This is a genomic window from Paraburkholderia phosphatilytica (genome assembly GCF_003443895.1).
Classification (GTDB): Bacteria; Pseudomonadota; Gammaproteobacteria; order Burkholderiales; family Burkholderiaceae; genus Paraburkholderia; species Paraburkholderia phosphatilytica.
The window spans coordinates 141,712-167,052 of record NZ_QQOA01000004.1; the positions used below are offsets into that span (position 1 = coordinate 141,712).

27 protein-coding genes are annotated in these 25,341 nt (G+C 66.5%); 12 read left to right on the top strand and 15 right to left on the bottom strand.

Going from position 1 to position 25,341, the window contains the following annotated elements:
- Positions 1-32: 32 nt before the first annotated feature.
- From ptsP to DVS29_RS05940, 10 genes are all read right to left on the bottom strand, one after another.
- Positions 33-2,201, bottom strand: a complete 2,169-nt coding sequence (gene ptsP, locus DVS29_RS05895; protein WP_118179487.1) for a phosphoenolpyruvate--protein phosphotransferase — start codon at positions 2,199-2,201, stop codon at positions 33-35.
- Between the two features lie 67 nt (positions 2,202-2,268).
- The gene (locus tag DVS29_RS05900; RefSeq protein ID WP_118179488.1) at positions 2,269-2,646 is read right to left on the bottom strand and encodes a PTS glucitol/sorbitol transporter subunit IIA; all 378 of its coding nucleotides are present in this window, start codon (positions 2,644-2,646) and stop codon (positions 2,269-2,271) included.
- 61 nt (positions 2,647-2,707) lie between these two features.
- Positions 2,708-3,730 carry a PTS glucitol/sorbitol transporter subunit IIB gene (gene srlE / locus DVS29_RS05905; RefSeq protein WP_118179489.1) on the bottom strand — a complete coding sequence of 341 codons (1,023 nt, stop codon included), beginning with the start codon at positions 3,728-3,730 and terminating at the stop codon, positions 2,708-2,710.
- A 29-nt stretch (positions 3,731-3,759) separates the two neighbouring features.
- Positions 3,760-4,314 (bottom strand): PTS glucitol/sorbitol transporter subunit IIC, encoded by a 555-nt coding sequence (srlA, locus tag DVS29_RS05910; RefSeq protein ID WP_164707849.1) that lies wholly within the window; start codon positions 4,312-4,314, stop codon positions 3,760-3,762.
- Between the two features lie 124 nt (positions 4,315-4,438).
- A complete protein-coding gene (locus DVS29_RS05915) occupies positions 4,439-4,834 on the bottom strand; it encodes a transcriptional regulator GutM (protein ID WP_164707850.1) in 396 nt (131 codons plus the stop codon).
- Between the two features lie 175 nt (positions 4,835-5,009).
- Positions 5,010-6,380 (bottom strand): acetoin dehydrogenase dihydrolipoyllysine-residue acetyltransferase subunit, encoded by a 1,371-nt coding sequence (locus tag DVS29_RS05920; RefSeq protein ID WP_118179491.1) that lies wholly within the window; start codon positions 6,378-6,380, stop codon positions 5,010-5,012.
- Position 6,381: 1 nt separating this feature from the next.
- The gene (locus DVS29_RS05925) at positions 6,382-7,419 is read right to left on the bottom strand and encodes an alpha-ketoacid dehydrogenase subunit beta (RefSeq protein WP_118179492.1); all 1,038 of its coding nucleotides are present in this window, start codon (positions 7,417-7,419) and stop codon (positions 6,382-6,384) included.
- On the bottom strand, positions 7,416-8,483 hold the full coding sequence (locus DVS29_RS05930) for a thiamine pyrophosphate-dependent dehydrogenase E1 component subunit alpha (protein WP_240655484.1): 1,068 nt from the start codon (positions 8,481-8,483) through the stop codon (positions 7,416-7,418). The genes DVS29_RS05925 and DVS29_RS05930 overlap by 4 nt, the downstream gene beginning before the upstream one ends.
- Positions 8,484-8,520: 37 nt before the next feature.
- Entirely contained in the window at positions 8,521-9,858 is a 1,338-nt protein-coding gene (locus tag DVS29_RS05935; RefSeq protein ID WP_205962407.1) for an NAD(P)H-dependent oxidoreductase, read from the bottom strand.
- Between the two features lie 470 nt (positions 9,859-10,328).
- Complete coding sequence (locus DVS29_RS05940) at positions 10,329-11,318, bottom strand: sugar-binding transcriptional regulator (RefSeq protein WP_205962408.1); 990 nt, start codon at positions 11,316-11,318, stop codon at positions 10,329-10,331.
- An 85-nt stretch (positions 11,319-11,403) separates the two neighbouring features.
- Between DVS29_RS05940 and DVS29_RS05945 the strand changes: the two genes are divergently transcribed.
- From DVS29_RS05945 to DVS29_RS05955, 3 genes are all read left to right on the top strand, one after another.
- Positions 11,404-12,276, top strand: a complete 873-nt coding sequence (locus tag DVS29_RS05945; RefSeq protein WP_124800602.1) for a hypothetical protein — start codon at positions 11,404-11,406, stop codon at positions 12,274-12,276.
- A gap of 34 nt (positions 12,277-12,310) precedes the next feature.
- Positions 12,311-12,919 (top strand): hypothetical protein, encoded by a 609-nt coding sequence (locus DVS29_RS05950; protein ID WP_118179496.1) that lies wholly within the window; start codon positions 12,311-12,313, stop codon positions 12,917-12,919.
- A gap of 150 nt (positions 12,920-13,069) precedes the next feature.
- Entirely contained in the window at positions 13,070-14,197 is a 1,128-nt protein-coding gene (locus DVS29_RS05955) for a hypothetical protein (protein WP_118179497.1), read from the top strand.
- Here DVS29_RS05955 and DVS29_RS05960 read toward each other — a convergent pair.
- The 4 genes from DVS29_RS05960 to DVS29_RS05975 all read right to left on the bottom strand — a co-directional run bounded on the left by DVS29_RS05960 (position 14,149) and on the right by DVS29_RS05975 (position 17,350).
- On the bottom strand, positions 14,149-15,450 hold the full coding sequence (locus DVS29_RS05960) for a tetratricopeptide repeat protein (protein ID WP_118179498.1): 1,302 nt from the start codon (positions 15,448-15,450) through the stop codon (positions 14,149-14,151). The two genes, DVS29_RS05955 and DVS29_RS05960, sit on opposite strands and share 49 nt — an antisense overlap.
- 704 nt (positions 15,451-16,154) lie before the next feature.
- Positions 16,155-16,445, bottom strand: coding sequence for a 4Fe-4S dicluster domain-containing protein (locus DVS29_RS05965; protein WP_240655485.1), 291 nt, complete (start codon positions 16,443-16,445; stop codon positions 16,155-16,157).
- Entirely contained in the window at positions 16,442-16,756 is a 315-nt protein-coding gene (locus DVS29_RS05970) for a hypothetical protein (protein ID WP_118179500.1), read from the bottom strand. The genes DVS29_RS05965 and DVS29_RS05970 overlap by 4 nt, the downstream gene beginning before the upstream one ends.
- Positions 16,757-16,768: 12 nt before the next feature.
- Complete coding sequence (locus DVS29_RS05975) at positions 16,769-17,350, bottom strand: RNA polymerase sigma factor (protein WP_118179501.1); 582 nt, start codon at positions 17,348-17,350, stop codon at positions 16,769-16,771.
- A gap of 80 nt (positions 17,351-17,430) precedes the next feature.
- Here DVS29_RS05975 and DVS29_RS05980 point away from each other — a divergent pair, with 80 nt between their 5' ends.
- The gene (locus DVS29_RS05980) at positions 17,431-18,036 is read left to right on the top strand and encodes a hypothetical protein (protein WP_240655486.1); all 606 of its coding nucleotides are present in this window, start codon (positions 17,431-17,433) and stop codon (positions 18,034-18,036) included.
- Positions 18,037-18,057: 21 nt separating this feature from the next.
- Here the strand turns inward: DVS29_RS05980 and DVS29_RS05985 are convergent, their stop codons facing one another.
- Positions 18,058-18,705, bottom strand: a complete 648-nt coding sequence (locus tag DVS29_RS05985) for a TetR/AcrR family transcriptional regulator (protein WP_118179502.1) — start codon at positions 18,703-18,705, stop codon at positions 18,058-18,060.
- Positions 18,706-18,800: 95 nt separating this feature from the next.
- Between DVS29_RS05985 and DVS29_RS05990 the strand changes: the two genes are divergently transcribed.
- The 8 genes from DVS29_RS05990 (at position 18,801) to DVS29_RS06025 (ending at position 25,246) form a co-directional block, all read left to right on the top strand.
- Positions 18,801-19,466, top strand: a complete 666-nt coding sequence (locus DVS29_RS05990; protein ID WP_118179503.1) for an O-methyltransferase — start codon at positions 18,801-18,803, stop codon at positions 19,464-19,466.
- 212 nt (positions 19,467-19,678) lie between these two features.
- A complete protein-coding gene (locus tag DVS29_RS05995; protein WP_118179682.1) occupies positions 19,679-20,095 on the top strand; it encodes a hypothetical protein in 417 nt (138 codons plus the stop codon).
- A gap of 250 nt (positions 20,096-20,345) precedes the next feature.
- Entirely contained in the window at positions 20,346-20,858 is a 513-nt protein-coding gene (msrB, locus tag DVS29_RS06000) for a peptide-methionine (R)-S-oxide reductase MsrB (protein ID WP_118179683.1), read from the top strand.
- Between the two features lie 55 nt (positions 20,859-20,913).
- Entirely contained in the window at positions 20,914-21,699 is a 786-nt protein-coding gene (gene msrA, locus DVS29_RS06005) for a peptide-methionine (S)-S-oxide reductase MsrA (RefSeq protein WP_118179504.1), read from the top strand.
- Positions 21,700-21,869: 170 nt separating this feature from the next.
- On the top strand, positions 21,870-23,018 hold the full coding sequence (ribBA, locus tag DVS29_RS06010) for a bifunctional 3,4-dihydroxy-2-butanone-4-phosphate synthase/GTP cyclohydrolase II (protein WP_118179505.1): 1,149 nt from the start codon (positions 21,870-21,872) through the stop codon (positions 23,016-23,018).
- Between the two features lie 72 nt (positions 23,019-23,090).
- Entirely contained in the window at positions 23,091-23,606 is a 516-nt protein-coding gene (gene ribH, locus DVS29_RS06015; RefSeq protein WP_118179506.1) for a 6,7-dimethyl-8-ribityllumazine synthase, read from the top strand.
- On the top strand, positions 23,603-24,037 hold the full coding sequence (nusB, locus tag DVS29_RS06020; protein ID WP_118179507.1) for a transcription antitermination factor NusB: 435 nt from the start codon (positions 23,603-23,605) through the stop codon (positions 24,035-24,037). The genes ribH and nusB overlap by 4 nt, the downstream gene beginning before the upstream one ends.
- A gap of 9 nt (positions 24,038-24,046) precedes the next feature.
- Complete coding sequence (locus DVS29_RS06025; protein ID WP_118179508.1) at positions 24,047-25,246, top strand: pyridoxal phosphate-dependent aminotransferase; 1,200 nt, start codon at positions 24,047-24,049, stop codon at positions 25,244-25,246.
- The last annotated feature ends 95 nt before the right edge of the window (positions 25,247-25,341 follow it).

The window sequence follows — 25,341 nt, forward strand, 5'->3', positions numbered from 1 at the left end:
TTTGTCATTTTCCGGCCAGCAAAAACCGCCCCTCACAACTCGCTGACGATCTTCTTCGCCCGCAGCACCGACGACGGGCTCATGCTCAGCTCGTTTACACCCAGGTTGACCAGCAGCGGAATCATCTCCGGCCGCGCGGCGGCCTCCCCGCATACCGCCACGCTGATGGCCGCCTTTTTCGCCGCCTCGCACACCATGCCGATCGCGCGCAGCACGGCTGGATGATCGGCGCGGTACAGCGACGCGAGGTTCGGATTGACGCGGTCCACCGCCATCACGTATTGCGTCAGATCGTTGGTGCCGATCGAGAAGAAATCGACCTCCGGCGCAAGCAGGTCCGCAGTCAGCGCCGCGGCCGGCGTCTCCACCATGATGCCGAGCTTCGGCATCGCATACCGCACGCCTTCGCGCGCGAGTTCCGCGGCGCAGCTCGCAATCAGCGCCTTCACGCGATGGATCTCGTCGAGGTCGTCGATCATCGGCAGCATCACGTGCACGTTGCCGTCGGCGGCGGCACGCAGCAGCGCGCGCAGTTGCGGCTCGAACACGTCGAGGCGATCGAGACACATCCGCACGCCGCGCCAGCCGAGGAACGGGTTGTCCTCCTGCGGAAACGCGATGCCCGGCACCGGCTTGTCGCCGCCGACGTCGAGCGTGCGGATCACCACCGCGCGCGGCGCGAAGGCCTTCGCGAGCTGGCTGTACACGTGATACTGCTCGTCCTCGTCGGGCAGCGTGCGGCGATCCATGAACAGCAGCTCGGTGCGGAACAGGCCAACGCCCATCGCGCCGGCCGCCTGCGCCGCATCGATCTCCGCGAGCGCACCCAGGTTCGCGGCAATGTCGACGTGCCGGCCGTCTCGCGTAACCGGTTCGATGTCGCGATACTTGCCGAGCTCCGCGCGCTTCTCGCGCTCCGCTTCGATGCGCGCGGCGAATTCCTGTTCCAGCTGCGGCGGCGGATCGAACCACACCTGACCGCGTCCGCCGTCGAGCGCGACGTGCGCCACATCGCGCATGCGCGCTTCCGTGACGGGCAGGCCGAGCACGGTCGGAATGCCGTGCGCGCGCGCCATGATCGCGAGATGCGACGTCGCACTGCCCTTCGTGCAGACGAGCCCCGCAATGTTCGCGACGTTGGCCCGCGCGAAGTCGAGCGCGGTGAGGTCCGTCGCGAGCACGATACACGGCCGCGCCAGATTCGCGAGGCTCACATCTTCCTTGCCGAGCAGACGCAGCGCCACCTGGCGCGTGATGCCGCGCACGTCGTCGGCGCGGCTGCGCAGGTATTCGTCGTCCAGCGCGGCGAACGATGCCGCGAGGTCCTCGCCCACCTGTAACGTGGCCGCCGCGGCATCCCAGCCGGACGCGATGCGCTGCTTCACCGCGCCGGAAAACTCCTCGCTCTGCGCGACGTCCGACAGCGCTTCGACGATGTCGTCGTGCTGTCCCATCGCGGCGCCCGATGCGTCGAGCGCCGCGATCGCCTCGCGAAACGCGGTGGCGAAGCGGACGAGTTCGCCATCCACTTCGTCCGGCGAAATGAACTGCCGCGTGGCACGCAGTTCTTCCGGCAGATAGATGAACGCGTCCCCGCATGCGAGGCCTTCGCTCGCGGCCACGCCTTTGCTCGACACGAGGTCATCGGTGCCTGCGGTGTCGGTCGCATCGCTCGCCGAAGCCGCTTTGGTCACGACGGCTGCGCCCGGCTGCGCAGTAGCGGTAGCAGTAAGCGCCGCCGCGCGCGTCACGTCGCCATCGGCATCCACCGCCACCGCCGCGACAGTCACGTCACTCTGCGCTACGCGCGCCGCCGCGATCGATGCTTCCTCCAGCGCCGCCTTCGCCGCAACGCCCGAATTTGCGCTCGAAGGCAGGTTCGTCACGATCGCCAAACCTGTGGCGACGCCCGCAGCGCCCTTCTCACCCGCAGCGGCCACGCCCGACGATGGCTCCGACAGGAACGCGAACAGCCGTTGCATCGCATCGCTCTCGTCCGAGCCGTCCGCGCGCAGCAGGATCTGGTCGTCCTGCCGCACCCCGAGCAGCATCAGCTTGACCGCGCTCTTCGCATCCGCGCTGTTCGCGCCGCGGACCACCTGCAACGAGCACGAGAACTCCTTCGCGAGCTTCGCGAACTGGGTCGCGGGACGCGCGTGCAGCCCCTCGTTTACTTTGACGACAACAGCGGTTTCCAGCATGTCAGGTCCTTCCTCAAAACGCGGGGTCGCAACGCGCAACGCAAAACACCAGCAATGCCCTCACCCTCTACTGATCGACGATCTCGATCACCGCGCCGCTGCGGATGCACGCGAGCAGCGCGGCCGGATCGACTGGCTGCGTGCAGATTTCACCGGGCCGTTCCGCGGCGGGCGAGCCGTTGAAATTGATCACGACGTGACCGAGTTCGCTCACCTTGTTCCAGGCGGTCGGCCCGACCGCCGTCACGAACGAGCTGACCTCGCCGATGCGCAACTGCGCGCCGACCCGCGGCGCCCGCTGCTCTGCCGCTTCGACCCGATGCAACACTGACACCTCGGCGAGCTCCGGCGGCGCGCCGTCCGCGTAGAGAATCAGCACGCCACCTTCGAGCAGGTCCTGCACCTCGGGTCCCACTTCGGAAATCACTGTCCTGTAGTAATGCATGAGAAAGTCCGATGTTGAAGCGGTTATCTAACTATCGAGTCGAAGCGGAACCGAAGCGGAATCACAGCGCGAAGCTGACGACCCACGCAATCAGCACCGAGATCGGTCCCATGATCTGCCGGCTGATCAGCACCGCCGGCACGCCGATACGGATCGTCTCCGGCTTCGCTTCGCCGAGCGCCATACCGACCGGCACGAAGTCGCAGCCCACCTGGGTGTCGTACGCGAACAGCGCGGGCAGCGCCATCTGCGGCGGGATCGTGCCGTTGCCGATCGCCGGTCCGATGATCGCCGCGCCGATCACCTGCGCGATCACCGCGCCCGGGCCGAGCACCGGCGACAGGAACGGCAGCCCGCAGATCGCCGACAGCACGATCAGGCCGATGATGTTGCCCGCGAGCGGCGACAGCAGGTGCGCGAAGCCCGTGCCGATGCCGGTCGAGTTGATCACGCCGATCAGCATCGTCACGAACGCCATGAACGGCAGCACGTTGCGGATCACCGTATCGATCGCCTTGCGGCCGCTGTTGAACAGCACGTTGACGACGCCGCCCATCGCACGGCCGATCGACGTAATGAAGCCAACGATGCCGCGCGATGCCTGCGACGAGTCCGGCGTGCCGAGTGCCGCGGCGGCCGCCGCCGGCGACGCGAACTGCTGCGCGCTGCTGGCCGCGGGCGCGGCCGGCGCTGGTGCGCCCGCACCTTCGACGGCCGTCAGGCTCTCGGTCGTCACGCCGGACACGTACGTGTCTTCCGTGATGAACTGCGCGAGTGGGCCCGACTGCCCGACCGCGGTCAGGTTGATGGTGGGAATGCGCTTGCGCGGATACACGCCGCAGCGCGCGGTGCCACCGCAGTCGATCACCACCGCGGCCATCTCCGATTCGAGCGGCGGCGCGCGGAAGCCGTCGACGAGCACGCCGCCCGTCAGTTCGGCGAGGCGCTTCGCGACCTCGGGCATGCTGCCGCCGGTCACGGCGACGATCTTGTTGCGTTCCGCTGTCGGCTGGATGTACAGCGGGCCGCCCCATCCGTTGGGGCCCCGTTCGACCTTGACGGTCCGATAAGCTCTCGTGTCCATGGCGGGTCTCCTCTCCGTCTACGGTCGAATCACAGTTCGATGTGCTCGCGATGCGCGAGCATCTTCGTCAACCACTCGGTGACGATGCCTTTCAGCAGGTTCACGACGAGACCGACGATCAGATAGTAGAGAGCAAGCTTGGGGATGGTGAACGGCAACGGATGGCTTTCCGCGAGCTTGGTCAGCCCCGCCGCCACGCCGAGCCACACGAACAGCTCGCCGGGGTTGCAGTGCGGAAAGAGCCCGGTGATCGGGTGACACAGCGACACCGCCGAATCGTAGAACGCGGGCTTGTGCTTCTCTTCGAGAAACACGCCGAACGTGTACGCCATCGGGTTCGTGAGGAAGAACATCGCGAGCAGCGGCAGCAGCGTGTAACGCGTGACGACGTTCTTCGAGAAGAAGCGCGCGAGCCCCTGAATGCGATGCTCGCCGACGAGCGCGATGATCGTGTACACCGCGGTCAACAGCACGATCAGCGTGGGCAGGATGCCCGTGACGAAACCGATAAACGTCTTGCCGCCGGCATTGAAGATGCCGATGAACCCTTCTGCGACGTGTGTGAGCCAATCCAGGACGAACATGGCGTATCTCCCTTGAGGGTGCCCATGAGGAAGCGAAGCGATCGCGAAACGCTCCACGAGGCGTCAACCGGCCGGCCACGCGGAACCTGAAACTACAGGTACGGCACTGACGGAAATCGGTGGATCAGGCGGGCGCTTCGGCGGCGCGGCGCGCGCGTTCGAGCGCGTCGGTGCCGGCCTGCGCGATGCTGCGGCGCAAACGCGAGGTCTTCAGCCGCGCGGCGAATTCGTTGATGGAGAGTCCGTCGAAGCCGTCATGCGGACGGAAGCGGCTGAACACCGTGAAGCCGGACATGCTCTGGAACTGGCGCACATGCAGGTCGTCGGAGAGCACGACGATCGCCACCGCGCCGCGGCCGAGGCGCACCTTGCATGCGCCCACACCGAGAAAGCCGCCCTGCCAGCTACGCGCCGCATCGCGGACCGCGTCGCCGTAGCGGCGCATCTGATACCAGGAACCGATCAGTTGCAGCGTCCAGAACACCGCCAGGGCGAGCAACGCACCGCGCACATAGTCCATACCTGTCTCCATGATCCGCCGGAGTTGCCGTCCACAGGTGCGCCGGGAGGAGCAGCGCGATGACGGACTCTCTGGTCAGACATCCTGAACATCTTGTACTCTAATAATACAATTGTTCACTCCTTGCGACATTCGGGAAAACGCCAGTCGGCGGGTTCCGTTCGCTTTGTCGCCGTCATCCTATCGCGGCATGTCCGCCTCTGCTCTCGGTATCTGCACCGGCCATGTTCGCGAGCACGAGCCGCGCGACGTCATCCTGAGCTTCGACCTGCGGCAGATGGCCGACACCGGCGAAGCGATGCACCGCGATCCGGCCCGGCACGCCATCCGCGTGACGCGCGGGCAGGATGCGATCCTGCAGGCCCCACACGATCCGCACCGGCATCGTCAGCGCGGCGAGCCGGTCGCGCAGATCGAGGCATTGCGTGCCATCGGGGAAGAACCTGTCCGCCACCGCCGCGAGACGCTCGCGCACGTCGGCGCGCTCCAGCTGCTGTGCGGCCGTCGCGACAAAGCCCTCGTCCATCTTCGATGGGTCCGCGAACAGCTGGCGCAGCCACGGCGCGAGACTCGCGCGGCGCGATGCCTGCGTGACGCCGCGCAAAAACGCGCCGTTGCTCTCGGGGCCGAGCCCGGCTGGTGCGAACAGCGCGAGCGAACGCACGCTCACCCGCGTGGACGATGCCGCCGTTGCGAGCGCAATCGCTCCGCCGAACGAATGGCCGACCAGATGGCACTGCTTGATGCCCTCGGCCAGCAGCGTGCGTTCGACCGCCGCCACCATCGATTCGAGCGAGCCCGCCGCTGTGTCGGGCGATTTGCCGTGCGCGGGCAGGTCGATCGCGAGCAGGCTCAGGCGTTCGCCCGTCAGTCGCTTCAACGCCTGCGCGAACGGCCGCCAGCTGTTCGATTCCGCGGCGAAGCCATGCAGCAGCACCTGCGTGTCGCCGCTGCCGCGCTGCAGCCACACGGTGTGCAGTGCGTCATGTTCGCCCGCGAGCGTGGCCTCCGCCTCGGCCCCGTTCGTTGATGCGCCACCGGCGTAGGCCATCCGCAGCACGTCCTGAGCGGCGATGCGTCCCTGCGGACCCGAGCCCGCGATACTCACCAGCTGCAGGCCGCGTTCGCGCGCGAGCCGGCGAGCGGCCGGCGTGGCACGCACGGGTTCGTCGTCGTTTCGCGCTGCGGCGCCGGGGTTCGTTGCGCGCGCTTCGGTTTCCGTCTCGGTTTGGGGTTGTGCCCTCTCCTGCGTAGCTTCCTCGGCAGCACCACCGCCACCCGCACCCGGCCGTTCCTGCACCGCCTCGCCCGCCGCATAGATCCACGCGACCGCGGTCCCGACCGGCACCGTCGTGCCAACCGGCGCGCTGATCTGCCGGATGATGCCGCTCGCAGGCGCATCGACTTCCATCGTCGCCTTGCTGGTCTCGATCTCGAAGATCACCGTCCCTTCGCGGACCTCGTCGCCCTCGCTCACACGCCATGCGGCGATCGAACCTTCCGTCATGTCCATGTCGACGCGCGGCAGAATGACTTCGGTCGGCATCTCACGCTCTCCTGGACACGCTGCGCCGCGCCGCCGCGACGATGTCGTCGAGCTGCGGCACCGCGGCTTTTTCGAGATCGGGGTTGTACGGCAACGGACAGTCCGCACCGCCCAGGCGGATCACCGGCGCGTCGAGATAGTCGAACGCTTCGCTCTCGCACGCGATCGACGCGACTTCCGCGCCCACGCCCAGCTGCTGCACGCCTTCGTACACGCAGATCAGGCGCGAGGTCTTGCGGATGCTCGCGATGATCGCGTCGCGATCGATCGGGCGGATCGAGCGCAGGTCGATCACCTCGGCATCGATCCCTTCCTGCTCCAGCACCTTCGCCGCTTCGAGCGCGCGCACCGCCATCATCGACGTACCGACGATCGTCACGTCGCGGCCCGCGCGGCGCACCGCCGCCCGGCCGATCGGCTCGGTGTAATAGCCCTCGGGCACCGGGCCCTTCGTCTTGTACAGCAGTTTGTGCTCAAAGATCATCACCGGGTCCGGATCTTCGAGCGCGGCGAGCAGGAGCCCCTTCGCATCGTGCGGCGTGCTGGGCTGCAGCACCTTCAGCCCCGGCACATGTGCGAACCACGCTTCGAGACTCTGGCTGTGCTGCGCCGCGGCGCCCGTGCCCGAGCCCGCCGGAAACCGCATCACCACCGGCACCGACGCTTCGCCGCCCAGCATGAAACGCATCTTCGCGGCCTGGTTGACGATCTGCTCCATCGCGAGCGTCGCGAAGTCGGAGAACTGGAACTCATAGATGGGTCGCGAGCCGGTCATCGCCGCGCCGATCGCGACGCCCGCGCCGCCCAGCTCGGAGATCGGCGTGTCCATCACACGGTCCGCGCCGAAGCGCTGGTACAGATCGCCCGTGACCTGGAACGCGCCGCCGTACACGCCGATGTCCTCGCCCATCAGGAACACACGCTCGTCGCGCTCCATCGCGATCGCCATCGCTTCCTGGATCGCCTGCGCATAGGTCAGCTCGCGCACTTCCGTCGTCGCTTGCTGCTGCGGCTTCTCGAGAGTGGCTTCCGCGCTCATCGTGCGTTCTCCGTGGGCGGGGTCGCGTGGGTTGTTCCGGTTGCTGCCGACGCGCCGTCCGGCGCATAGACGTAGCGGGTCAGTTCGTCGCGCGACGGCGCCGGGCTCTGCTGCGCGAACTCGAGTCCGGCTGCGATCTCCGCTTCCACTTCATCGCGAATCGCGGCGATCGCGGCGGCGTCGAGCAGGCCGTACTGCTGCAGCTCGTGTTCGAGCCGTCCGATCGGATCGCGGGCGCTCCAGTCGTCGATTTCCTCGCGCGTGCGATAGCGGTTGCGATCGCTCTTCGAGTGGCCGCGCAGCCGGTACGTTTCGCATTCGATCAGCGTCGGCCCCTCGCCTTTGCGCGCACGCTCCACCGCCGTTTCGCTCGCGTCGAGCACGTCCACGAAGCTGTTGCCGTCCACCGTGACGCCGGGAATGTCGTACGCAATCGCACGTTGCGCGATGTGCGCGACGGCCGTCGAACGCTCGACCGACATCGACATCCCGTAGCGATTGTTCTCGCACACGAAGATCACCGGCAGCTTCCAGATCGACGCGAAGTTCAGCGACTCGTGGAACGCGCCTTCGTTGTTCGCGCCATCGCCGAAGAAGCACATCACGACGCTGTTGCGGCGCTGCTTCTTCACCGACAGCGCCGCGCCGACGGCGATCGGCAACCCGCCGCCGACGATGCCGTTCGCGCCCAGATTGCCGCGGCTCACGTCCGCGATGTGCATCGAGCCGCCGCGGCCACGGCAGTAGCCGGTTTCCTTGCCGAAGAATTCGGCGAACATCCGCTTCGGGTCCGCGCCCTTGCCGATGCAGTGACCGTGACCGCGATGCGTCGACGTGATGTAGTCGGTATCGAGCAGCGGCAGCGTCGCGCCGATCGCGCTTGCTTCCTGCCCGATAGAAAGATGCATCGTGCCGTGAATCAGGCCGCGCATATAAGCCTGCTCGGCGTTTTCCTCGAAGCGGCGCACCAGCACCATGCGGCGCAGCGCCGCGCGCAGCGTGGCCGCGTCATGCCGGCGAAACACGGCGGGCATTGCGGCGACGGGTCTCGTCGGCATATCCATTGCCTGCTCCATGTACTTGTCTCCTCCAGGCAGCGGGTTACGCGGCCGCGGCTTGCTGCGCCGCGCCGTAGACCATCTCGTCCTGCTTGCGGCGCAGCGCGACAATCTGCGCGCCAGCATCCACCGCGCAGTTGCGATACGTCAGCAGTTCGCCGCGACGGATCGGCTGCGTGACCTTGCCGTTCTCGATCAGCCCGCACGGAATCGCGCCCTGCTCGCGCGCATCGCTCACCGTCATCGCCCACGCGCGGTACGTGTATTCGCCGATCGCATCGAGCCGTTCGCCCGGCTGCAGATCCTTCTTCGCGACCGCGCACACTTCGGCGACCGGCACCGGCAGCGGCTCCATGTCCGCGCGGTGATAGAGCACGGCGCGCGCGCAGGTGAGCGGCACTTCGAGGCTCGTCAGGTGATACGGTCGGTAAAACGTGTAGTACGGGCCTTCGCCGAGCTTCAGGTCTTCCATGCGCTCGCGCAGCCGCGGATGCGCCAGCTCCGCAACGACGAACACGCCCGGTGCCACGCCCTTGCCGATCGTGTAGTCGACCACGCCTTTGCGCGACAGCACGCCGCCGTCCTCGCGCGGACACAGCACCTTGTGCAGCTCGTCGAGCGTCGCGGACGGGCCGTGCATGCCGGGGATATCCGGCACGAGACCGGTTGCGTTGCCGATCGCGGCCATCTCCACGGCGGTCTTCGAACCGTCGACGAACTCCACCAGCATGCGCGGATTCATGTTGCGGCGACGCGCTTCTTCCATGTACAGATCGGGCGTAGCCTCGATGTTGAGCGGGTTGTTCTTGCCCTTGCCCGCCGCGACGATCGGATAGCCGAGTGCGCTGACGAACTGGATCAGCTCGATCGTCGAGCTCGGTTCGTCGCCCGCGCCCAGCGAATACACGACGCCGAGCCGCTCCGCCTCACGCCGCAGGTACGCGCCGATCGTCACGTCCGCCTCGACGTTCATCATCACGAGATGCTTGCCGTGCTCCATCGCGAGCAGGCCGATCTGCGCGCCGACCGCGGGCTTGCCGGTCGCGTCGATCACGACGTCGATCAGTTCGCTCGTGCAGACTGCTTCGGGATCCTGCGTAATCGCGATGTCGCCGGCGCCGATCGCCTGCTCCAGCGCGCTGCGGGTGTCCGCCATCCGGTAACCGCCATCCGAGCCGCGCGCGGTGCGCACCGCCGCGCACGCGGCTTCGGGCCGCAGATCGGCGATCGCGCCGATTTCGAGGCCATGCATCTGCCGCACCTGCGTCACGATATCGGTGCCCATCTCTCCGCTGCCGATCAGGCCGATACGGATCGGACGCCCGGACGCAGCGCGCTTTTCGAGGTCGGCGGCAAGACCGCTGGGGGTGATGTTGTGCATTGGCATGTCTCCTGAATTGCGGCGCGAAAACGCGCAGGAAGGTCTGGACGGGCGTCGTCGCCTCGGTGTGCTATCGTGTCGAGTCAAGCACATTTGTATTTCACAATAGCACTTTGTTCACGCCAGAGACAAGATTGAACGCGGCCGAAAAGCGCGTTTCTGGGTCGGGACAAACCCTGGCGTGTGGGTGCGACGCGGGAGCTGGCAGTGCGATGAGGATGTGCAGCGGACCGCGCGGACGGCCGTCTGGCGAGGCTCGCGGCGGAAGGAAGCAGGATTCGGCGGACGAATGCCCGCACGCTACGTGCTACGCGTTACGGAAGCTGAATGGGACAGGAAGCGCCGACACGGGGATCGACCCGCGCCGAGCTGAGGGATTCATGAAGATAAAGATTGCGATGAACGTGGATCGCCAGAGGAAACGGGACTGGCGCTGGCCGGAGCCAGAGCCGCCCTGTGTTGCTATGCGCTCAGCCTTCGCCGGCGAGCTTCAACACGTCGCGCGCGGTGAATTCATCGGTGATCAGCACCGTCGGCTTCAGGAGCTTCAGCGCGCCGGCAATCGCCTGCACCTTGCTCGCGCCGCCTGCGGCCATCACGCGGATCGGCACCTTGCGGATGATGTCGAGCGGGATCGTCATCACGCGTTCGTTGATCGGATGATCGACCAGTTCGCCGCGCGCATCGAAGAAGTTGAACATCACGTCGCCGACGGCGCCCGCCTTGAGCAGCGACGCGCGGTCCGCCGCGGAGATGATCTTCGACTGATGCGCGGTCTGGTCCTGCGCGAGACTCGCGGCGCTGAACAGCACCGCGTCGAGCGACTTCGCGAGCTCGAACAGGTCGTCGAGACCGCAGTGTTCGATCAGCGTCTGCCGTGTCTCGGCACTATCGACGACGATCGGCGCCGGCATCAGGTAGCAGTCCGCCTGGAACAGCGACGCGAAGCGCCACGCGAATTCGGCGGGGTTGAACTTGCGCGCCTTCATGATGCCGCCCAGCAGCGACACCACCGAAAGATTCTCCACGGTGCGCTCGCTCATGAACGCGAGCGCGCTGACGAGCGTGCGGCCCCAGCCCACGCCGATGTGCATGTTCGGCCGCACGAGCGAGGACACGTACGCGCCCGCCGCGGCCGCCACCGGGCCGGTCGCATCGGCGCCGCGTCCGGACAGCGGCACGACGATCGCTTCCTCGACGCCGTAGCGGCGCTCGAGCAGACGCTCCGCCTCGACGCATTCAGCGAGGCGATCGCCGATCGTGATCTTCACCTCGTTGCGCTCGCGCGCGGCCGCGAGCAGACGCACGACAGTCACGCGCCCGACGCCCAGCTTCAGCGCGATTTCGTTCTGCGTCATCTCTTCGACGAAGTACATCCACGCCGCGCGCAAACGCAGGCGCCGCGCCGGATTCTGCTCGTCGTTCTCGATGCTCTCGGGGGAAACAGTCGCTTTCTGCAACCTCGGCTCCTGCAGTGAAAAAGTCAGGTTGACGCCTGAACACTTGTGCTATCTTAACTTCAAATGTTGCATGACAGAGACGCCTATGGAGTCGAAATCGCCCTTGCCGCAGCACCTGAGCCGCGACATCAGTCAGCTTGGGCTCGCACTCAAGGACTGTGTGCGTCAACTCCGCTACGCCGCGCGCAACGTGCCGGGTCCCGTCAGAAGCGACCCGGTCAAAGCCGAGCGGCCGCCCGCAATGAGCACATCGGCCGCTACGCCGCTCCGGCTGCCGTCGCACCTGTCCGTCGAATCGGTCGCGCATCTCGCCGACGACCTGATCGAAACCGCTGAATCGTTCGCCGGTCACGCGGTCCCTACCCTTCAGGATCACTGGAAGTCGCCGGTTCCGCTCGAACCGCTGACGGGCTGGCTCACGCCGCGCGACGGCCACGCGAAAGCGTTGCGCCGTTTTTCGATGACGTGGTACGCAGCCGCGAAGCGGATGATCATGCAGAGCGGCGCCGTGGACGTACTCATCTTCGAACATCGCATCAGCGCCGCGTTCGAGTGCATCGGCGCCGCGCAGCGCGGCCCGCGCACCGAACTCGCGAAGGCGCTCGCCGACGACATGGGCTCGCGCGCCGGATTGTGCCGCACGAGCGCGCAGCTCGCGCTGGCGCTGATCGAGCAGCAGCCGATCCGCAGCACGCGTTTCGACGTGCTGCCCGATGCGAGCGCGCCGTGGTGGCTCGTCACCGAACCGAATGCGTACGTGTTCCTGATGCTGTCGCTCGCGTCGCTTGCGAAGGACGTGTGTCCGTCGGGCCTCGTCACCGAACCCGACGCGGTGATGCGCTTTTTCTCCGACGTGATCGGCGCGCGCGAAAGCGCGTTCCGTTTCGCGCTGAAGAGCCACGAGCCATTGCACGCGCTGTCGCGCGAAATCGAACACGTGATCAGGCATCTCTGCTGAGAGAACGGCGCGCAGCCGCGCCCTGGAGTCGCGAATGAGCCTCACGCTTTGCAGCACCAGCACCGTCGACGAAACCCGCACGTGGAAGGAAGTGCAGAAGCTGGTGCCGTGCCGCCGGCTGCTGCAGCAGTGCTGCGACGAGTACAACGCGCGCCACGCGGTGCGCGTCGAAGTGGACGATCGTCGTTTCGCGATCGCGTTCTTCGCGTGGCTCGACGTGATCGCGCACAACGAGCCGTATCGCAGCCACAACGCGGTCGACTATTTTCACTTCGCATTTGGCGTGCTGCTGCGCGAACTGCTGAGCGAAAAGGCCGTACGTCTGAGCGGCGACCTGATGCCGCCGCTGCGTCCCGCGCCCGCCGATATCGCGGACTGGTGGCCGGTGGGCTACGTGCCGACCTACTTCTGCATCGGCACGCTCAAGCAGGCCGTGCGCGAAGAATGCGGCGTCGAACTGCGTACCGCCGAGGCCGTCCAGCAGCCGACGGCGTGGCAGGCGTTCCGCGAAAATCTCGTCGAAGAGCCGGGTCTTGCGATCGCGTACCTCGACCGCTTCATGGGGCTCGAGCCGAACTGGCGCGAACCCAACCAGATCATCAACCGCCCTGCCGCGCACAGCTTCAGCAAAACCACGGCCTGAGTCCGACCCGCACAACCGCGACGAACTTCGACACACGGATTCCACACGGCTTAGGCCTTAATCCCGATAGCAGGATTTTTTTGTCGGGCGTTGACTACGCGGGCTGCACACGCGCGGCGCTCGCCGCGTATCGTCTCGAAGGTGGCTCTCATGAACAGCAGGCCGATGCAGATCGCGCTGTTGGGCCTCGTCGCCGTGGCGTTGCTGCTCATCGCGTACGCACTGCGGCCGGGCAGCGCGAGCGCATGGGGGAGCGGCCCGGGCCTTCACGACGACACACTCGCCGCGCGCGCGGCGGACAGCGAATCGGGCGGCACGCTGCGCTCCGTGTCCACCACTGCCGACGATGCGCAGCCCGACGCGGATATCGCGCAGATCGTCGATGCGGCACGCGAAAGTCTGCGCAAAAACAACCTGGCTGCGGCGAAGCTGCTGCTCGATACCGCGCAGTCCGTGCATCCGCACGATCCGCGCGTGCTGAGCCTGCAACGGGATCTGCAGGCGCGCGAGAACATCGCGAGCGAAACGGCTGCGGCCTCGGCGCCATCGGTTCACCCGCACACCGCTAAACGGGCCGGCGGCTCGTGGCATGGCTATGACTATGCGCACCGTGGAAAGAAGAACGCGGCTGAGGGAGCGGATCTGAGCGCGGCGAGTCAGGGTCAGGGTCAGCGCGCGAATGGGCAGGCTGGTGTGGCGGCGAGTGCGGTGACCGCGACGCCGATTGCCTCCGCGCCGGCAGCGAGCGCCGCGCCTGCTGCGAATGCGGAGACGAAAACGGAGATGACGCCTGCTGCATCGACATCGACGAACAGCAGCGTCGATGCGACTGTGCCGGCTGTCGTGCCTGCGATAACGCCTTCCGTTGCACCGGCTGCGGCGCCTGAAATGACGCCTGCCCCTGCGCCTGCCGCCTTGCCAGCCACACCGGACAACGCAACGCCATCGCAGCCGCAATCGTCTGCACCGCTTCCAGTCGAATCACGCCGCGTGGACGTTCCCGCGTTGCCATCATCAGGCAGCACATCGACGAAAGCGGTACAAGGACCAAGAACGCGCGCCGAGGTCAAAGCCGAACTCGACAGCGCGAGAGAAAACGGCAACCTGCCGAAGTTCGGCAACCCGGACCCCGCGGGACCCGGCGGTGCGCCGAGCTATACCGCGGTTCAACATGCCAACGCTGAGCGCGCACCTTCAGCGGACAGCGCTACAGCCACAACCGACGACGATCAAGGCGCACCAGGCGGACGCGGCACGCGCGTCGCGCCCGTGCGCTGATCGAGTTCCGACTGCGTCATCGCCTGCGTGAGCATCGTCTTTGCTTCGTTGCTCGATGCGTCGATCACGAGCGCCTTGCCGGCATCGCGCCACACGCAGGTCCATTGATCCTGCGCAATGCAGCTGCGCGCGGCGGCAAGAATGCTGTCGCGCTGGAATTCGCGCGACTCGAGATCCGCATGCATCGCCAGTGCGTCGGCATTGTGCGGCTGCGCGTTCAGCACCCGGCCGAGCGCCGCGCGCGCCGCGCCGAGGTTGTCCTTGTCGAGGCTCGCGCGCGCCACGCGCAGATCGTACGCGACGTGCGCCGAGGCCTGCTGCGATTCGTCCGCCGCCTTCGCTTCAGGCGGCTTCGGCACGCGTTCCGTGCGACGCCACTGCTGGTTCTGCTCGGCCTGCGGGTTCTGCATCGCCAGCTGCTGGTTGGGCTGGCCTTGCGGTGCCGGTTGAGCCTGCTGCGGCTGCGGGTTCTGCGCGTACTGCTGCTGGTACTGCTGTGCCTGCTGATACGGCGTCTGATTCAGCGGATCTTGCTGGGTCTGCTGGGTCTGCTGGACCTGTTGCGTCTGCTGAGGCGGCTGATAAGGCTGCGGCTGCGCTTGAGGCTGATAAGGCTGCGTCACCGGGTTCTGCGCGACCGACACCGGCGCCTGCGCGGCGACCGGCTTCGTGTCGGGCTGCGCGGGCACGTTCGCCTGAACCGGCGGCACCGCGGCCGGCCGCGCATGAGACTGCGGCGCCGGATGCGTCGAACGATGCGCCGGTGCAATTGCGGCAGTGACTGCCGGAGCGGATGCGGGCAGATGCGTGCCGTCGCTCGCGATCACACCCGTGGCGGTCTGCAGTGCGAGCATCGGCGAACTGTTGTCGTCGCTCGGGTTGCTACGGTCGCCGCGATTCATCAGCACGTACGCGAACAGACCCGACACGACGACGAGCAGCACCGTCAGCACATACGCGATGTTCTTCCAGTTGGCGCCGGGCCCGAACGGCGACTCCTCGCGAAATGCGTAGGGCGACTGCTCGTAGCCACCATGAACGGGCGCGTTCCCCTGCCCCCACGAAAGCAGCCGGCGCCACGCGACGTGCGGCGGCTTGACCCATGAGCGCGACGGAGCAGGCCGCGGCGCGCGCGGCTCGGGCTGTGCGGAACCCCGTTCTAGCAGCGAGCGCGACAGCACGTGTTCAGACCGGCCGATCGTGCGCCTGAACTGGCTGCGTATGCGATTGATGAAGCTGGAATCACCGGGCATTTCCTGACCTTTACGTGGCAAACCATCATGTTGCTGCCGTGCTTCGCGCGGTGACAGGGTGCGGGAACTAACTGGGGAAAGACCGAAGCAGAAGCACCAGGTGCACGGCGCGGACAAAGCGGAAATTTATGATATCGGCTGCGCAGCAAAGGTCAACAGCGAAAGCAGAACAAAATGTATCGCCTGTTTCGACGATCCGGCCCCGCGTCATTTTCGCAAACAGGTCATATTTCGCATCGCGGTGTGCACCGCGCGAGGACATTCGCGGGCGGTGCACCGGCAACGTCACCCTGCGAAGACCAAGATGGTGCCTTATCGAAATCAATACGGCATCCGAAGTATTACAAGCATTTCGAAAAATGCGAAAACTATCGCATCAAGTACGAGCGCCCGCGCACATCAGCCGTCAGTCTTTCGGCCGATGCTAAGATCCGTCATCGAAAGTTGCAGTTGAAACATCGCGTTGCAACGCGCTTTTGGCACGCCAGGTTTGATGACGCGCGTGCACTCGTAAGAAGAATGAGGCAGCATCATGGTGAGACTTCGCGGCATCCTCGGTCCTGTTCTGCTCATCGGTCTGGTGGGCTTGATCATCGCCTTCATTCGCCTGATGAGGTAGCCCCGAAAATCGCCTGACCGCTTCAGTGCGAAGCCGCACTTAACTGCGGCTTCCGCGCATCGGGTCCGCGGCCATCCCGCTTCCGCTATGTTGCCCGTGCCAGCGTGATCGCACGCTCGGGGCACGCGGTCACGCACAACCCGCAGGAACGGCATGCGTCCGCACGCGGCGTGTACGCCACCTGCATGCCGTGCACGCGCAGCTTGAGGCGGCCGAGCATGCCGAGCTCACGATAGTCCGCATCGTCGACGCGGCGAATCTCGAACACCTGCTCCGGGCACACCTCGGCGCAATCGCCCTTGCCTTCGCAGCGGTTCAGGTTGACGACCGGCACGATCACGCCCGGCTCCTGCCTGCATTTCGCGGCGGCGCTCACGAGCGGTCCTCCTTGCGCCAGCCATGGCGTTCGCGCCATGCCTGCTGGAACTGCTCGCGCTCCTCGGGTGTCATCGCTTCCCAGCGACGCCAGTAGCGGCGTTCGCGCCATCCGCCATGCCCCTTGAAGCCGCCGAACAGAATGCGGCTCAGCACCAGCAGACCGAGCGCATGCAGAAAGTCGATCGTCTTCGCACCCGTGAAGAGCGCCGGCACGACCCAGTTCCACAGCGACATCACGAGCCATCCCAGCACCACGACGGCCACGACCACGAGCACCGCCTTGCCCACACATCTGATTCGAAATCTCATCGAGCCACTCCGTTATAGATCGAGTCCTTCGTACACCGGCTGCAAACGCGCGCGCAGATGCCGCACCGCATAGCGCTTGCGCGCGAGCAGCGTGTTGAGCGGCACGCCGCTTTCGGCAGCCATCGCCTTGAAACTTTTGCCTTCGATTTCATGCGCGACGAACACGTCGCGCTGCTCGGGCGGCAAACCGTCGAGCGCGTCCTGCAGTGCGTCGAGCAGCACCGTGCGCGCGTAGATCGCCTCCGGCCCCGCGTCCTGCGACGGCAACGCGAGATCGAGCCGCGGTGCGTCGCCGCTTTCGTCCGGGTCGCCGCTCACGTCGGGCAGCGGCAATTCCTTGCGGCGGCGAAAGCGATCGATGATCCGGTTGCGCGCAACCCGGAACAGCCACGCGCTCGCCTGCTCGATCGGCGCGGGCAGACGGTACGCTTCGACGAACTCGCTGAAGACGTCCTGCAGGATGTCTTCGGCTTCGCCGGGGTCGCGCACGCGCCGCCGGATAAAATTCCCGAGCCGCGCGCGCTCACGCAGCACGGTAGCCGTGATGTCGCTGTCTTTTTCGGTCATCGTTGCCAGGGTGCGCGGCGGGTCCATGGGCCTGAAGACGTTTCAGGACCGGGAATATTGTGGCGGTGGGAAAAATGTCCAATTTCGAAGAACGGAGAGAACGTGCGATGAAACGCATGCCTTACCCGCTGGCCATGCTGATGCTGGCTGTGCCGTTGCTCGTTGTGCTGCTGACTGCGCGGCCGGCGTTCGCTGCTGAATTGCCGAAAGCAATTGCCAGTCAGATTCCCGCCGGCTACCAGGTGATGCTGTGGAAAGCAGGACTGCTCGACCGCAGCGGCGCCGACGGCTATCTGGTGGTCGCGCACCGTCCGGACGATTCGAAAGAAACGCCTTCGCCGCGCCCGTTGATGATCTTCGTGCGCAATCCGGATGGCACATTCAGGCTTGCGGCCCGCAACGATCACGTCGTGATGCGTGCCGACGCGGGCGGCCAGTGCGATCCATTCGCGGACGGCGTGGAAGACGGCCAGGGTCTCACGGTCAAGGACCGCTACTTCACGGTCGAAAACGGCGAAGCGTGCGGCGACCACTGGACCGACTACATCACGTTCCACTACGACGACCTGCATCGCGACTGGCTCTTTCACAAGGAGATCGTGCAGAGCTTCAGCTACGACGAACTCGTGAACGGCAAGCCCGGCAAGACGACCGTCACGAACGCGGACCGCGCGCGGCCGGTGACGTTCGACGCATGGCGACCGGCGCCGTGAGCGGGATGCGTCGGCATGGCGTTATGACTTCAGGCGCGGCTGCCGCGACAGCTGATCGAGCCACGCGCACAGCATGTCGCCCATCGCGACGGCCCATCGATCGACTTCCGCCTTCGAGTGCGCATCGCCCGACACGTGCTCGCCGAGCACGGCCATCGATGTCATCACGAATTCCGCCGCGAACGCATGTGTTTCGTCCGTCGCATCGGGCAGCGCTTCCGCCATGAACGCGTGCGCCTGCTTCATCGTGGCAGCCTTCAGCGTGACCGCTTCCGGCGCGTCGCGATAAAGCGGTGCGGCGTCGCCGAGCGCGACGCGCAGCGCCGCTTCCTCATATTCGGTGCGAAAGAATTCGCGCACCGTCGCGCGCAGCCGGTCGAGCGGCGCGCGTTTCGTGTCGGCCAGAAGCGTGGCGATCAGGTCGCTCGTCTGCCGCCACTCGTCGGCCTGCAGCCTGAACAGGATCGCCTCCTTGTTCGGGAAATACTGGTACAGCGAGCCGACGCTCACGCCCGCTTCCTCCGCAACCCTCGCCGTGGTGAAGCGGCGGGCGCCTTCGCGCACCAGAACGCGAATAGCCGCCTCGAGAATGTCCGCGACGAGCCGCGAAGAACGCTCCTGCTGCGGACGCTTGCGCGCCGAAATCTCGGGGCTGGAGCGGCTTTTCACGGCGGTGGACCTCCGAATGCGAATAGAAAATGCGATGAATTATTCGTATTCTAACGAGGTGCGCAATCCAGCGCCACGGACCAAGGGAAAACACCATGACCACGCTGACCACGCCGCCGCTCGCCACGCTGTTGCCGGAACTTTTCGCGGAGGCGGAAGCCTCGCAGCACCAGTTCAGAACGGAGCTCGCGGCGCTGCCCGCGGCGGAACGCGAGCAGTTGCTCCACCCGGACGCGGACTACCACGCGCTGTATTCGCGCGCGAAAAACGCGTATCTCGCGATATCGCCGGCAACCGGCTCGCTGCTGTACATGCTTGCGCGGTCGACGCGCGCCACGGCGATCGTCGAATTCGGCATGTCGTTCGGCCTGTCGACGCTGCATCTCGCGGCCGCGCTGCGCGACAACGGCGGCGGCCGCGTGATCACGACGGAATTCGAGCCGTCGAAAGCGCTGCGTGCCCGCGCAAACTTCGAGCGCGCCGGGCTCGGCGATCTGATCGAGATCCGCGAAGGCGATGCGCTCGAAACGCTCGGGCGCGACCTGCCCGCTTCGCTCGATCTCGTGCTGCTCGACGGCGCGAAGCCGCTGTATCCGCCGGTGCTGGCGCTGCTGGAGCCGCGTCTGCGCACCGGCGGTCTCATCGTCGCGGACAATGCGGATCGGAGTCCTGATTATCTCGCCGAGGTTTCGGATGCGCGCGGACGCTATCGCACCGTTGCGTTCGCGGACGATGTCGCGGTGTCGATGAAGCTGGGCTGACGCTCGATGAAACAGGCTCGATGAAGCACACGCGCTGAAATGCGAATGCGCGAGCCGCGGTCACCAGCAAACAGGATCGGACCCGTTGGGTACGCGGCGTGCTTCCTTTGTTGGGTCGCCACATCGGCAATCCGGAGGCGTTCGAAATGACGTCAACCCGCCATGGACTGAAGCCCGCCGTGCCCACCACCGCTGTCTGCGCCAGCCGCATCATGCTCGCGCTGCTGTCGGCCACCATGCTCTTCATCGAAGCGCCGTTCGCGCACGCCGACGATTCCCCGAGCCCATGCGCGGCGCTGAAGCGGATCGTTCATGCCGCGCCGAACGGCTTCGCCGCGCTGACGCCCGACGACGGCCGCGGCATGGCGCAGCCCTACGGCGACGACGCGCAGTGCAATGGCGGCCACGACAGCTACCAGTGCCAATGGACGCCCCGTAACGGCGGCTCGAGCGCCGATGCGCTGCAAGGCGTCGCCGCCGACATCGCTTCGTGCCTGCCGGACGCTACGCACGACGTGAACTCGCCGGCACGCCAGCATTTCTACCTGGGCCCGCGCGGCTCGCGCACCGAGATCACCGCAACCACCGCAGGCGCGAGCAAGTTGCGGCTGACCGTGTCGGGCAAATAGCCAACGCGACGAATCAGCCCCACCGCCCGTCCGCGAAATATCCGCTTCCTCGCCCGGAATAAGCGGCGCACTATCGATGTTCACCCTCCTGTAGCGGCCAGCAAGCCGCCGGAAACGGGCCACGGATCGGCGCGCGGCGTTCCCCGCCGTACACGATTTTTTCGTCAGGCTGTAACCGGACGCCCGTTTCATCCGTATTCACAGGATGAGGGCGCGACGCGCATCGTCGCCGCTCCGTTCGGAGGACTTCATCATGATCAGACGTCGTTTCCTGTTTTCCGGTTTGACGGCCGGCATCGCCGCGGCATCGGGTGTGGCGTTCTATGGTTCGCGCGCGGCGCGCGCCGCGGATGCCGCGCCGCCGCAGAAATTTCCCGTATCGATGAGCGACGCCGACTGGCACAAGCGCCTCACGGCCGCGCAATACGACGTGCTGCGCGAGGCCGGCACCGAGCGGCCGTTCACAAGCCCGCTGCTGAACGAGCACCGCCACGGCGTCTTCTCGTGCGCGGGCTGCGCGCAGGCGGCGTTCTCATCGGACACGAAGTTCGAAAGCGGCACCGGCTGGCCGAGCTTCTGGAAGCCGCTGCCAAACGCGATCGGCACGACGACGGATACCTCGTTCGGCATGGAACGCACCGAAGTGCATTGCAGCCGCTGCGGCGGGCACCTCGGCCACGTGTTCGACGACGGCCCGAAGCCGACCGGCCTGCGTTACTGCATGAACGGCGTCGCACTGACCTTCAAGCCGACTACGGCCTGAGCGACCGCGCGAGGCAACCGCGCGCGCCATCGTCAGCATCATCGGGAAACAGAACATGAAACTCATCGATTCGATCCGCCAGCTCGCGCAGAGCACAGCGGGGCGCGCGTTGCGCCAGAGAATCCGCGGCAACACGGGCCCTACGGCGTTCGCGCTCGCGGCGCTCGCCGCGGCCGGCATCGGGCTGCAGCACGCGTATGCGTCGTCGGAGGACGCGCGGGCGGTGCCGGCGCCCACCGTCGACGAAGCGCCGGGGCCGTCCGGCACCGAAACCGCGGTGCTCGCGGGCGGCTGCTTCTGGGGCGTGCAGGGCGTCTTCCAGCACGTGAAAGGAGTGAAGAGCGCCGTGTCGGGCTACGCGGGCGGCAACCGTTCGACGGCCGAATACGAGGTGGTCAGCACCGGCACCACGGGCCATGCGGAATCCGTGCAGGTCACGTTCGATCCGCACCAGATCAGCTACGGCAAGATCCTGCAGATCTACTTTTCCGTCGTGACCGACCCGACGACGCTCAACCGCCAGGGTCCCGACAGCGGCACGCAGTACCGCTCGACGATCTTCGCCGCGAACCCCGAGCAGGCCCGCGTCGCGAAGGCGTACATCGCGCAGCTCGGTGCGGCGCACGTGTATCCGGACGCGATCGTCACAACGATCGAGATGAACCGCACGTTCTATCCGGCCGAGGGCTATCACCAGAACTACCTGACGCTGCATCCGGACCAGCCGTACATCGCGATCAACGACATTCCGAAGGTCGAGAACCTGAAGCACTTTTTCCCGCAGATTTACCAGCCGAAGCCGGTGCTGGTGAAAACGGCGGCGACAGACGGCGCGACCTGACGCACGGCGGCCGCGCGGTTAGCGGCGCGGTTACCGGTAGCCTGTTTTTCCCTCCTCCCGGCGGGCTCCTTGACGGGCCGGATGCGCACATCCGTCCTATGACGTTCGGCCGAGGCGACGCGGGTCGGCGCGTGGCGTAAAATACGCGCTTTCCCGTTACGCTTGCCAACATGACGCTCGCCTCCACCCTCGAAATCATCGCCGAACTGAAAGCCGGCCGGATGGTGATTCTCGTCGACGAAGAAGACCGCGAAAACGAAGGCGATCTCGTCATCGCCGCCGAACACTGCACGGCGGAAGCGATCAACTTCATGGCCCGCTACGGCCGCGGCCTGATCTGCCTCACGCTCACCCAGGAACGCTGCAAGCAGCTGAACCTGCCGCTCATGACGTACCGCAACGGCACGCAGTACGGCACCGCGTTCACGGTCAGCATCGAAGCGGCCGAAGGCGTGACCACCGGCATCTCGGCGGCAGACCGCGCGCGCACCGTCGCGGTGGCGGTCGGGCGCGACACGCGCGCCGAAGACATCGTGCAGCCGGGCCACGTGTTCCCGATCATGGCGCAGCCGGGCGGCGTGCTGGTGCGCGCCGGCCACACGGAAGCCGGCTGCGATTTCACCGCGCTCGCGGGCCTGACGCCCGCCGCGGTGATCTGCGAAATCATCAAGGACGACGGCACGATGGCGCGCCTGCCCGACCTGATGACCTTCGCCGACGAACATAAGCTGAAGATCGGCACCATCGCCGACCTGATCCACTACCGCAGCCGCACCGAATCCATCGTCGAACGCGTGGCAGAGCGCATCATGCATACCGCGCACGGCCCGTTCCGCGCGGTGCTGTACCGCGATCAGCCGAGCGGCTCGCCGCATATCGCGCTGGTGCGCGGCACGCCGAGCCCGGACGTCGACACGCCGGTGCGCGTGCACGAGCCGCTGTCGGTGCTGGACGTGCTGGAGATCGGCGCGTCCACGCACTCGTGGTCGCTGGACGCCGCCATGCGCGAGATTGCCGAGCGCGATCTCGGCGTGATCGTGCTGCTCAACTGCGCGGACTCGAAGGACCAGCTGATCGACGTGTTCCTCGCGCTGGACGAGAAAGACAAGGCGGAGGCGATGAAGCGCCGCCCGGTCGACTTCAAGACCTACGGCGTCGGCGCGCAGATTCTGCGCGAGCTGGGCGTCGGCCGCATGCAGGTGCTGTCGAATCCGCGCCGGCTCGGCAGCATGTCGGGCTACGGGCTCGAAGTAACCGGCTTCGTGCCGATGCCGGGCGGCAAGACGGAAGCACCCTGCCCGCCAGGCACGCGCAACTGAACCACAGACCATCGGACAACCGACACACGCCGGCCAGACAATCGGCGTGTTCATCCACCAACGGAACCCTACATGGAAATCGGACAATACCAACCGAATCTCGACGGCGATGGACTGCGCATCGGCATCGTCCAGTCGCGCTTCAACGAACCGGTCTGCAACGGCCTCGCTGACGCGTGCATCGAAGAGCTCGAACGCCTCGGCGTGACGGGCGAAGACGTGCTGCTCGTCACAGTGCCGGGCGCACTCGAAATCCCGCTCGCACTGCAAAAACTCGCGGAAAGCAGCCAGTTCGACGCGCTAATTGCGCTCGGCGCCGTGGTGCGCGGCGAGACGTATCACTTCGAGCTCGTGTCGAACGAAAGCGGCGCGGGCATCTCGCGCGTGTCGCTCGACTTCGGCATTCCCGTCGCGAACGCGGTGCTCACCACCGAGTCCGACGAGCAGGCCGTCGCGCGCATGACCGAGAAGGGCCGCGACGCAGCGCGGGTCGCCGTGGAAATGGCGAACCTGTCGGTCGCGCTCGAACAGCTGGGCGGCGATGACGACGAAGACGAAGAGGATGAAGACGAAGAGGAACGTGCATGAAGAGCGCTCGCCGACGCTCCCGCGAACTGGCCACGCAGGGGCTTTATCAGTGGCTGCTGTCGGGTGCGCCCGGCGGCGAGATCGACGCGCAGCTGCGCGGCGCGCAGGGCTTCGACAAGGCCGACCATGAGCATCTGAATGCACTGCTGCACGGCGTGATCCGTGACGTCGACACGCTCACGGCAGACCTCACGCCCTGCCTCGATCGCCCGATCGACCAGCTCTCGCCGGTTGAACGCTCGGTGCTGCTCGTCGCGGCGTTCGAGCTCAAGCATCACATCGACATCCCGTATCGCGTCGTGATCAACGAAGCGGTCGAACTGACCAAGACGTTCGGCGGCGCGGATGGCTACAAGTACGTCAACGGCGTGCTCGACAAGCTGTCCGCGAAACTGCGTCCCGACGAAACCCAGGCGGCCCGCCGCGGCTGAGCATCGAGCATGAACACCGTTGCAGAACCCCTCGTGCGGCTCGCCGCCCGCGTCGACGCAATCCAGCCGTTCTACGTGATGGAGCTGATGAAGGAAGCCGCGCTGCTTGAAAGCGCGGGCCGCGACATCATCCACATGAGCATCGGCGAGCCGGACTTCACGGCGCCGGAGCCGGTCGTCGAAGCGGCCGCGAAAGCGCTGCGCCGCGGCGTCACGCAGTACACGAGCGCGGTGGGGCTGCAGGCGCTGCGCGAAGCGATCGCGGGCCACTATCAGCACGCGTATGGCATCGCCGTGGACCCGGCGCGGATCGTCGTGACCGCGGGGGCGTCGGCAGCGTTGCTGCTCGCGTGCGCGGTGCTCGTCGATCGCGACGACGAAGTGCTGATGCCGGACCCGTGCTACCCGTGCAACCGCCATTTCGTCGCGGCTGCCGAAGGCAAGCCGGTGCTCGTGCCGAGCGGCCCGGCCGAACGCTTCCAGCTGACCGCCGCCGACGTCGAAGCGCGCTGGAATGCACGCACGCGCGGCGTGCTGCTCGCGTCGCCGTCGAATCCCACGGGCACGTCGATCGAGCCGGCGGAACTGCAGCGCATCGTCGCCGCGGTGCGCGCACGCGGCGGCTTCACGATCGTCGACGAGATCTATCAGGGCTTGAGCTACGACGCGCCGGCCGTCTCGGCGCTGACGTACGGCGACGACGTGATCACGGTCAACAGCTTCTCGAAGTACTTCAACATGACGGGCTGGCGGCTGGGGTGGCTCGTCGTGCCGCCGGCCCTGGTCGGCGCGTTCGAGAAGCTCGCGCAGAACCTGTTCATCTGCGCGTCGGCGCTCGCGCAGCACGCGGCGCTCGCGTGCTTCGAGCCGGATACGCTCGCGATCTACGAGAGCCGGCGTCTCGAGTTTCGTCGCCGGCGCGAGTTCATCGTGCCCGCGCTCGAATCGCTCGGCTTCTCGGTGCCGGTGATGCCGGACGGCGCGTTCTACGTGTACGCGAACTGCCGCGGCGTTGCGCATCCGCATGCGAACGACAGCGCGCAGCTCACCAACGCGATGCTGCACGACGCGGGCGTCGTGCTGGTGCCGGGGATGGACTTCGGTTCGTACGCGCCGCACGACTACATCCGGCTGTCGTATGCGACTGCGTATGGCAAGCTAGAAGAAGCGGTCGAACGGCTGCGGGTGCTGTTTACGCGGAACGGGTGAAGCGCGGCGCGGCACCTTCTCGCGAAGAGCGGCACGAGCTGAAAGCGCGAAGGGCACCCGAGGGTGCCCTTCTTCTTTGGCGCTACGCATACTGC

Coding starts and splice junctions, on each gene's coding strand:
- DVS29_RS05950 (WP_118179496.1), top strand. CDS start 12,311: ATGAGCCTCACGCTTTGCAGCACCAGCACCGTCGACGAAACCCGCACG.
- DVS29_RS05975 (WP_118179501.1), bottom strand. CDS start 17,350: ATGGACCCGCCGCGCACCCTGGCAACGATGACCGAAAAAGACAGCGAC.
- ptsP (WP_118179487.1), bottom strand. CDS start 2,201: ATGCTGGAAACCGCTGTTGTCGTCAAAGTAAACGAGGGGCTGCACGCG.
- ribH (WP_118179506.1), top strand. CDS start 23,091: ATGGAAATCGGACAATACCAACCGAATCTCGACGGCGATGGACTGCGC.
- nusB (WP_118179507.1), top strand. CDS start 23,603: ATGAAGAGCGCTCGCCGACGCTCCCGCGAACTGGCCACGCAGGGGCTT.
- DVS29_RS05955 (WP_118179497.1), top strand. CDS start 13,070: ATGAACAGCAGGCCGATGCAGATCGCGCTGTTGGGCCTCGTCGCCGTG.
- DVS29_RS05935 (WP_205962407.1), bottom strand. CDS start 9,858: ATGCACAACATCACCCCCAGCGGTCTTGCCGCCGACCTCGAAAAGCGC.
- DVS29_RS05970 (WP_118179500.1), bottom strand. CDS start 16,756: ATGAGATTTCGAATCAGATGTGTGGGCAAGGCGGTGCTCGTGGTCGTG.
- DVS29_RS05930 (WP_240655484.1), bottom strand. CDS start 8,483: ATGGATATGCCGACGAGACCCGTCGCCGCAATGCCCGCCGTGTTTCGC.
- DVS29_RS06025 (WP_118179508.1), top strand. CDS start 24,047: ATGAACACCGTTGCAGAACCCCTCGTGCGGCTCGCCGCCCGCGTCGAC.
- DVS29_RS05915 (WP_164707850.1), bottom strand. CDS start 4,834: ATGGACTATGTGCGCGGTGCGTTGCTCGCCCTGGCGGTGTTCTGGACG.
- ribBA (WP_118179505.1), top strand. CDS start 21,870: ATGACGCTCGCCTCCACCCTCGAAATCATCGCCGAACTGAAAGCCGGC.
- msrA (WP_118179504.1), top strand. CDS start 20,914: ATGAAACTCATCGATTCGATCCGCCAGCTCGCGCAGAGCACAGCGGGG.
- DVS29_RS05990 (WP_118179503.1), top strand. CDS start 18,801: ATGACCACGCTGACCACGCCGCCGCTCGCCACGCTGTTGCCGGAACTT.
- DVS29_RS05945 (WP_124800602.1), top strand. CDS start 11,404: ATGGAGTCGAAATCGCCCTTGCCGCAGCACCTGAGCCGCGACATCAGT.
- DVS29_RS05960 (WP_118179498.1), bottom strand. CDS start 15,450: ATGCCCGGTGATTCCAGCTTCATCAATCGCATACGCAGCCAGTTCAGG.
- DVS29_RS05925 (WP_118179492.1), bottom strand. CDS start 7,419: ATGAGCGCGGAAGCCACTCTCGAGAAGCCGCAGCAGCAAGCGACGACG.
- srlA (WP_164707849.1), bottom strand. CDS start 4,314: ATGTTCGTCCTGGATTGGCTCACACACGTCGCAGAAGGGTTCATCGGC.
- DVS29_RS05920 (WP_118179491.1), bottom strand. CDS start 6,380: ATGCCGACCGAAGTCATTCTGCCGCGCGTCGACATGGACATGACGGAA.
- DVS29_RS05995 (WP_118179682.1), top strand. CDS start 19,679: ATGCTCGCGCTGCTGTCGGCCACCATGCTCTTCATCGAAGCGCCGTTC.
- DVS29_RS05980 (WP_240655486.1), top strand. CDS start 17,431: ATGAAACGCATGCCTTACCCGCTGGCCATGCTGATGCTGGCTGTGCCG.
- DVS29_RS05900 (WP_118179488.1), bottom strand. CDS start 2,646: ATGCATTACTACAGGACAGTGATTTCCGAAGTGGGACCCGAGGTGCAG.
- srlE (WP_118179489.1), bottom strand. CDS start 3,730: ATGGACACGAGAGCTTATCGGACCGTCAAGGTCGAACGGGGCCCCAAC.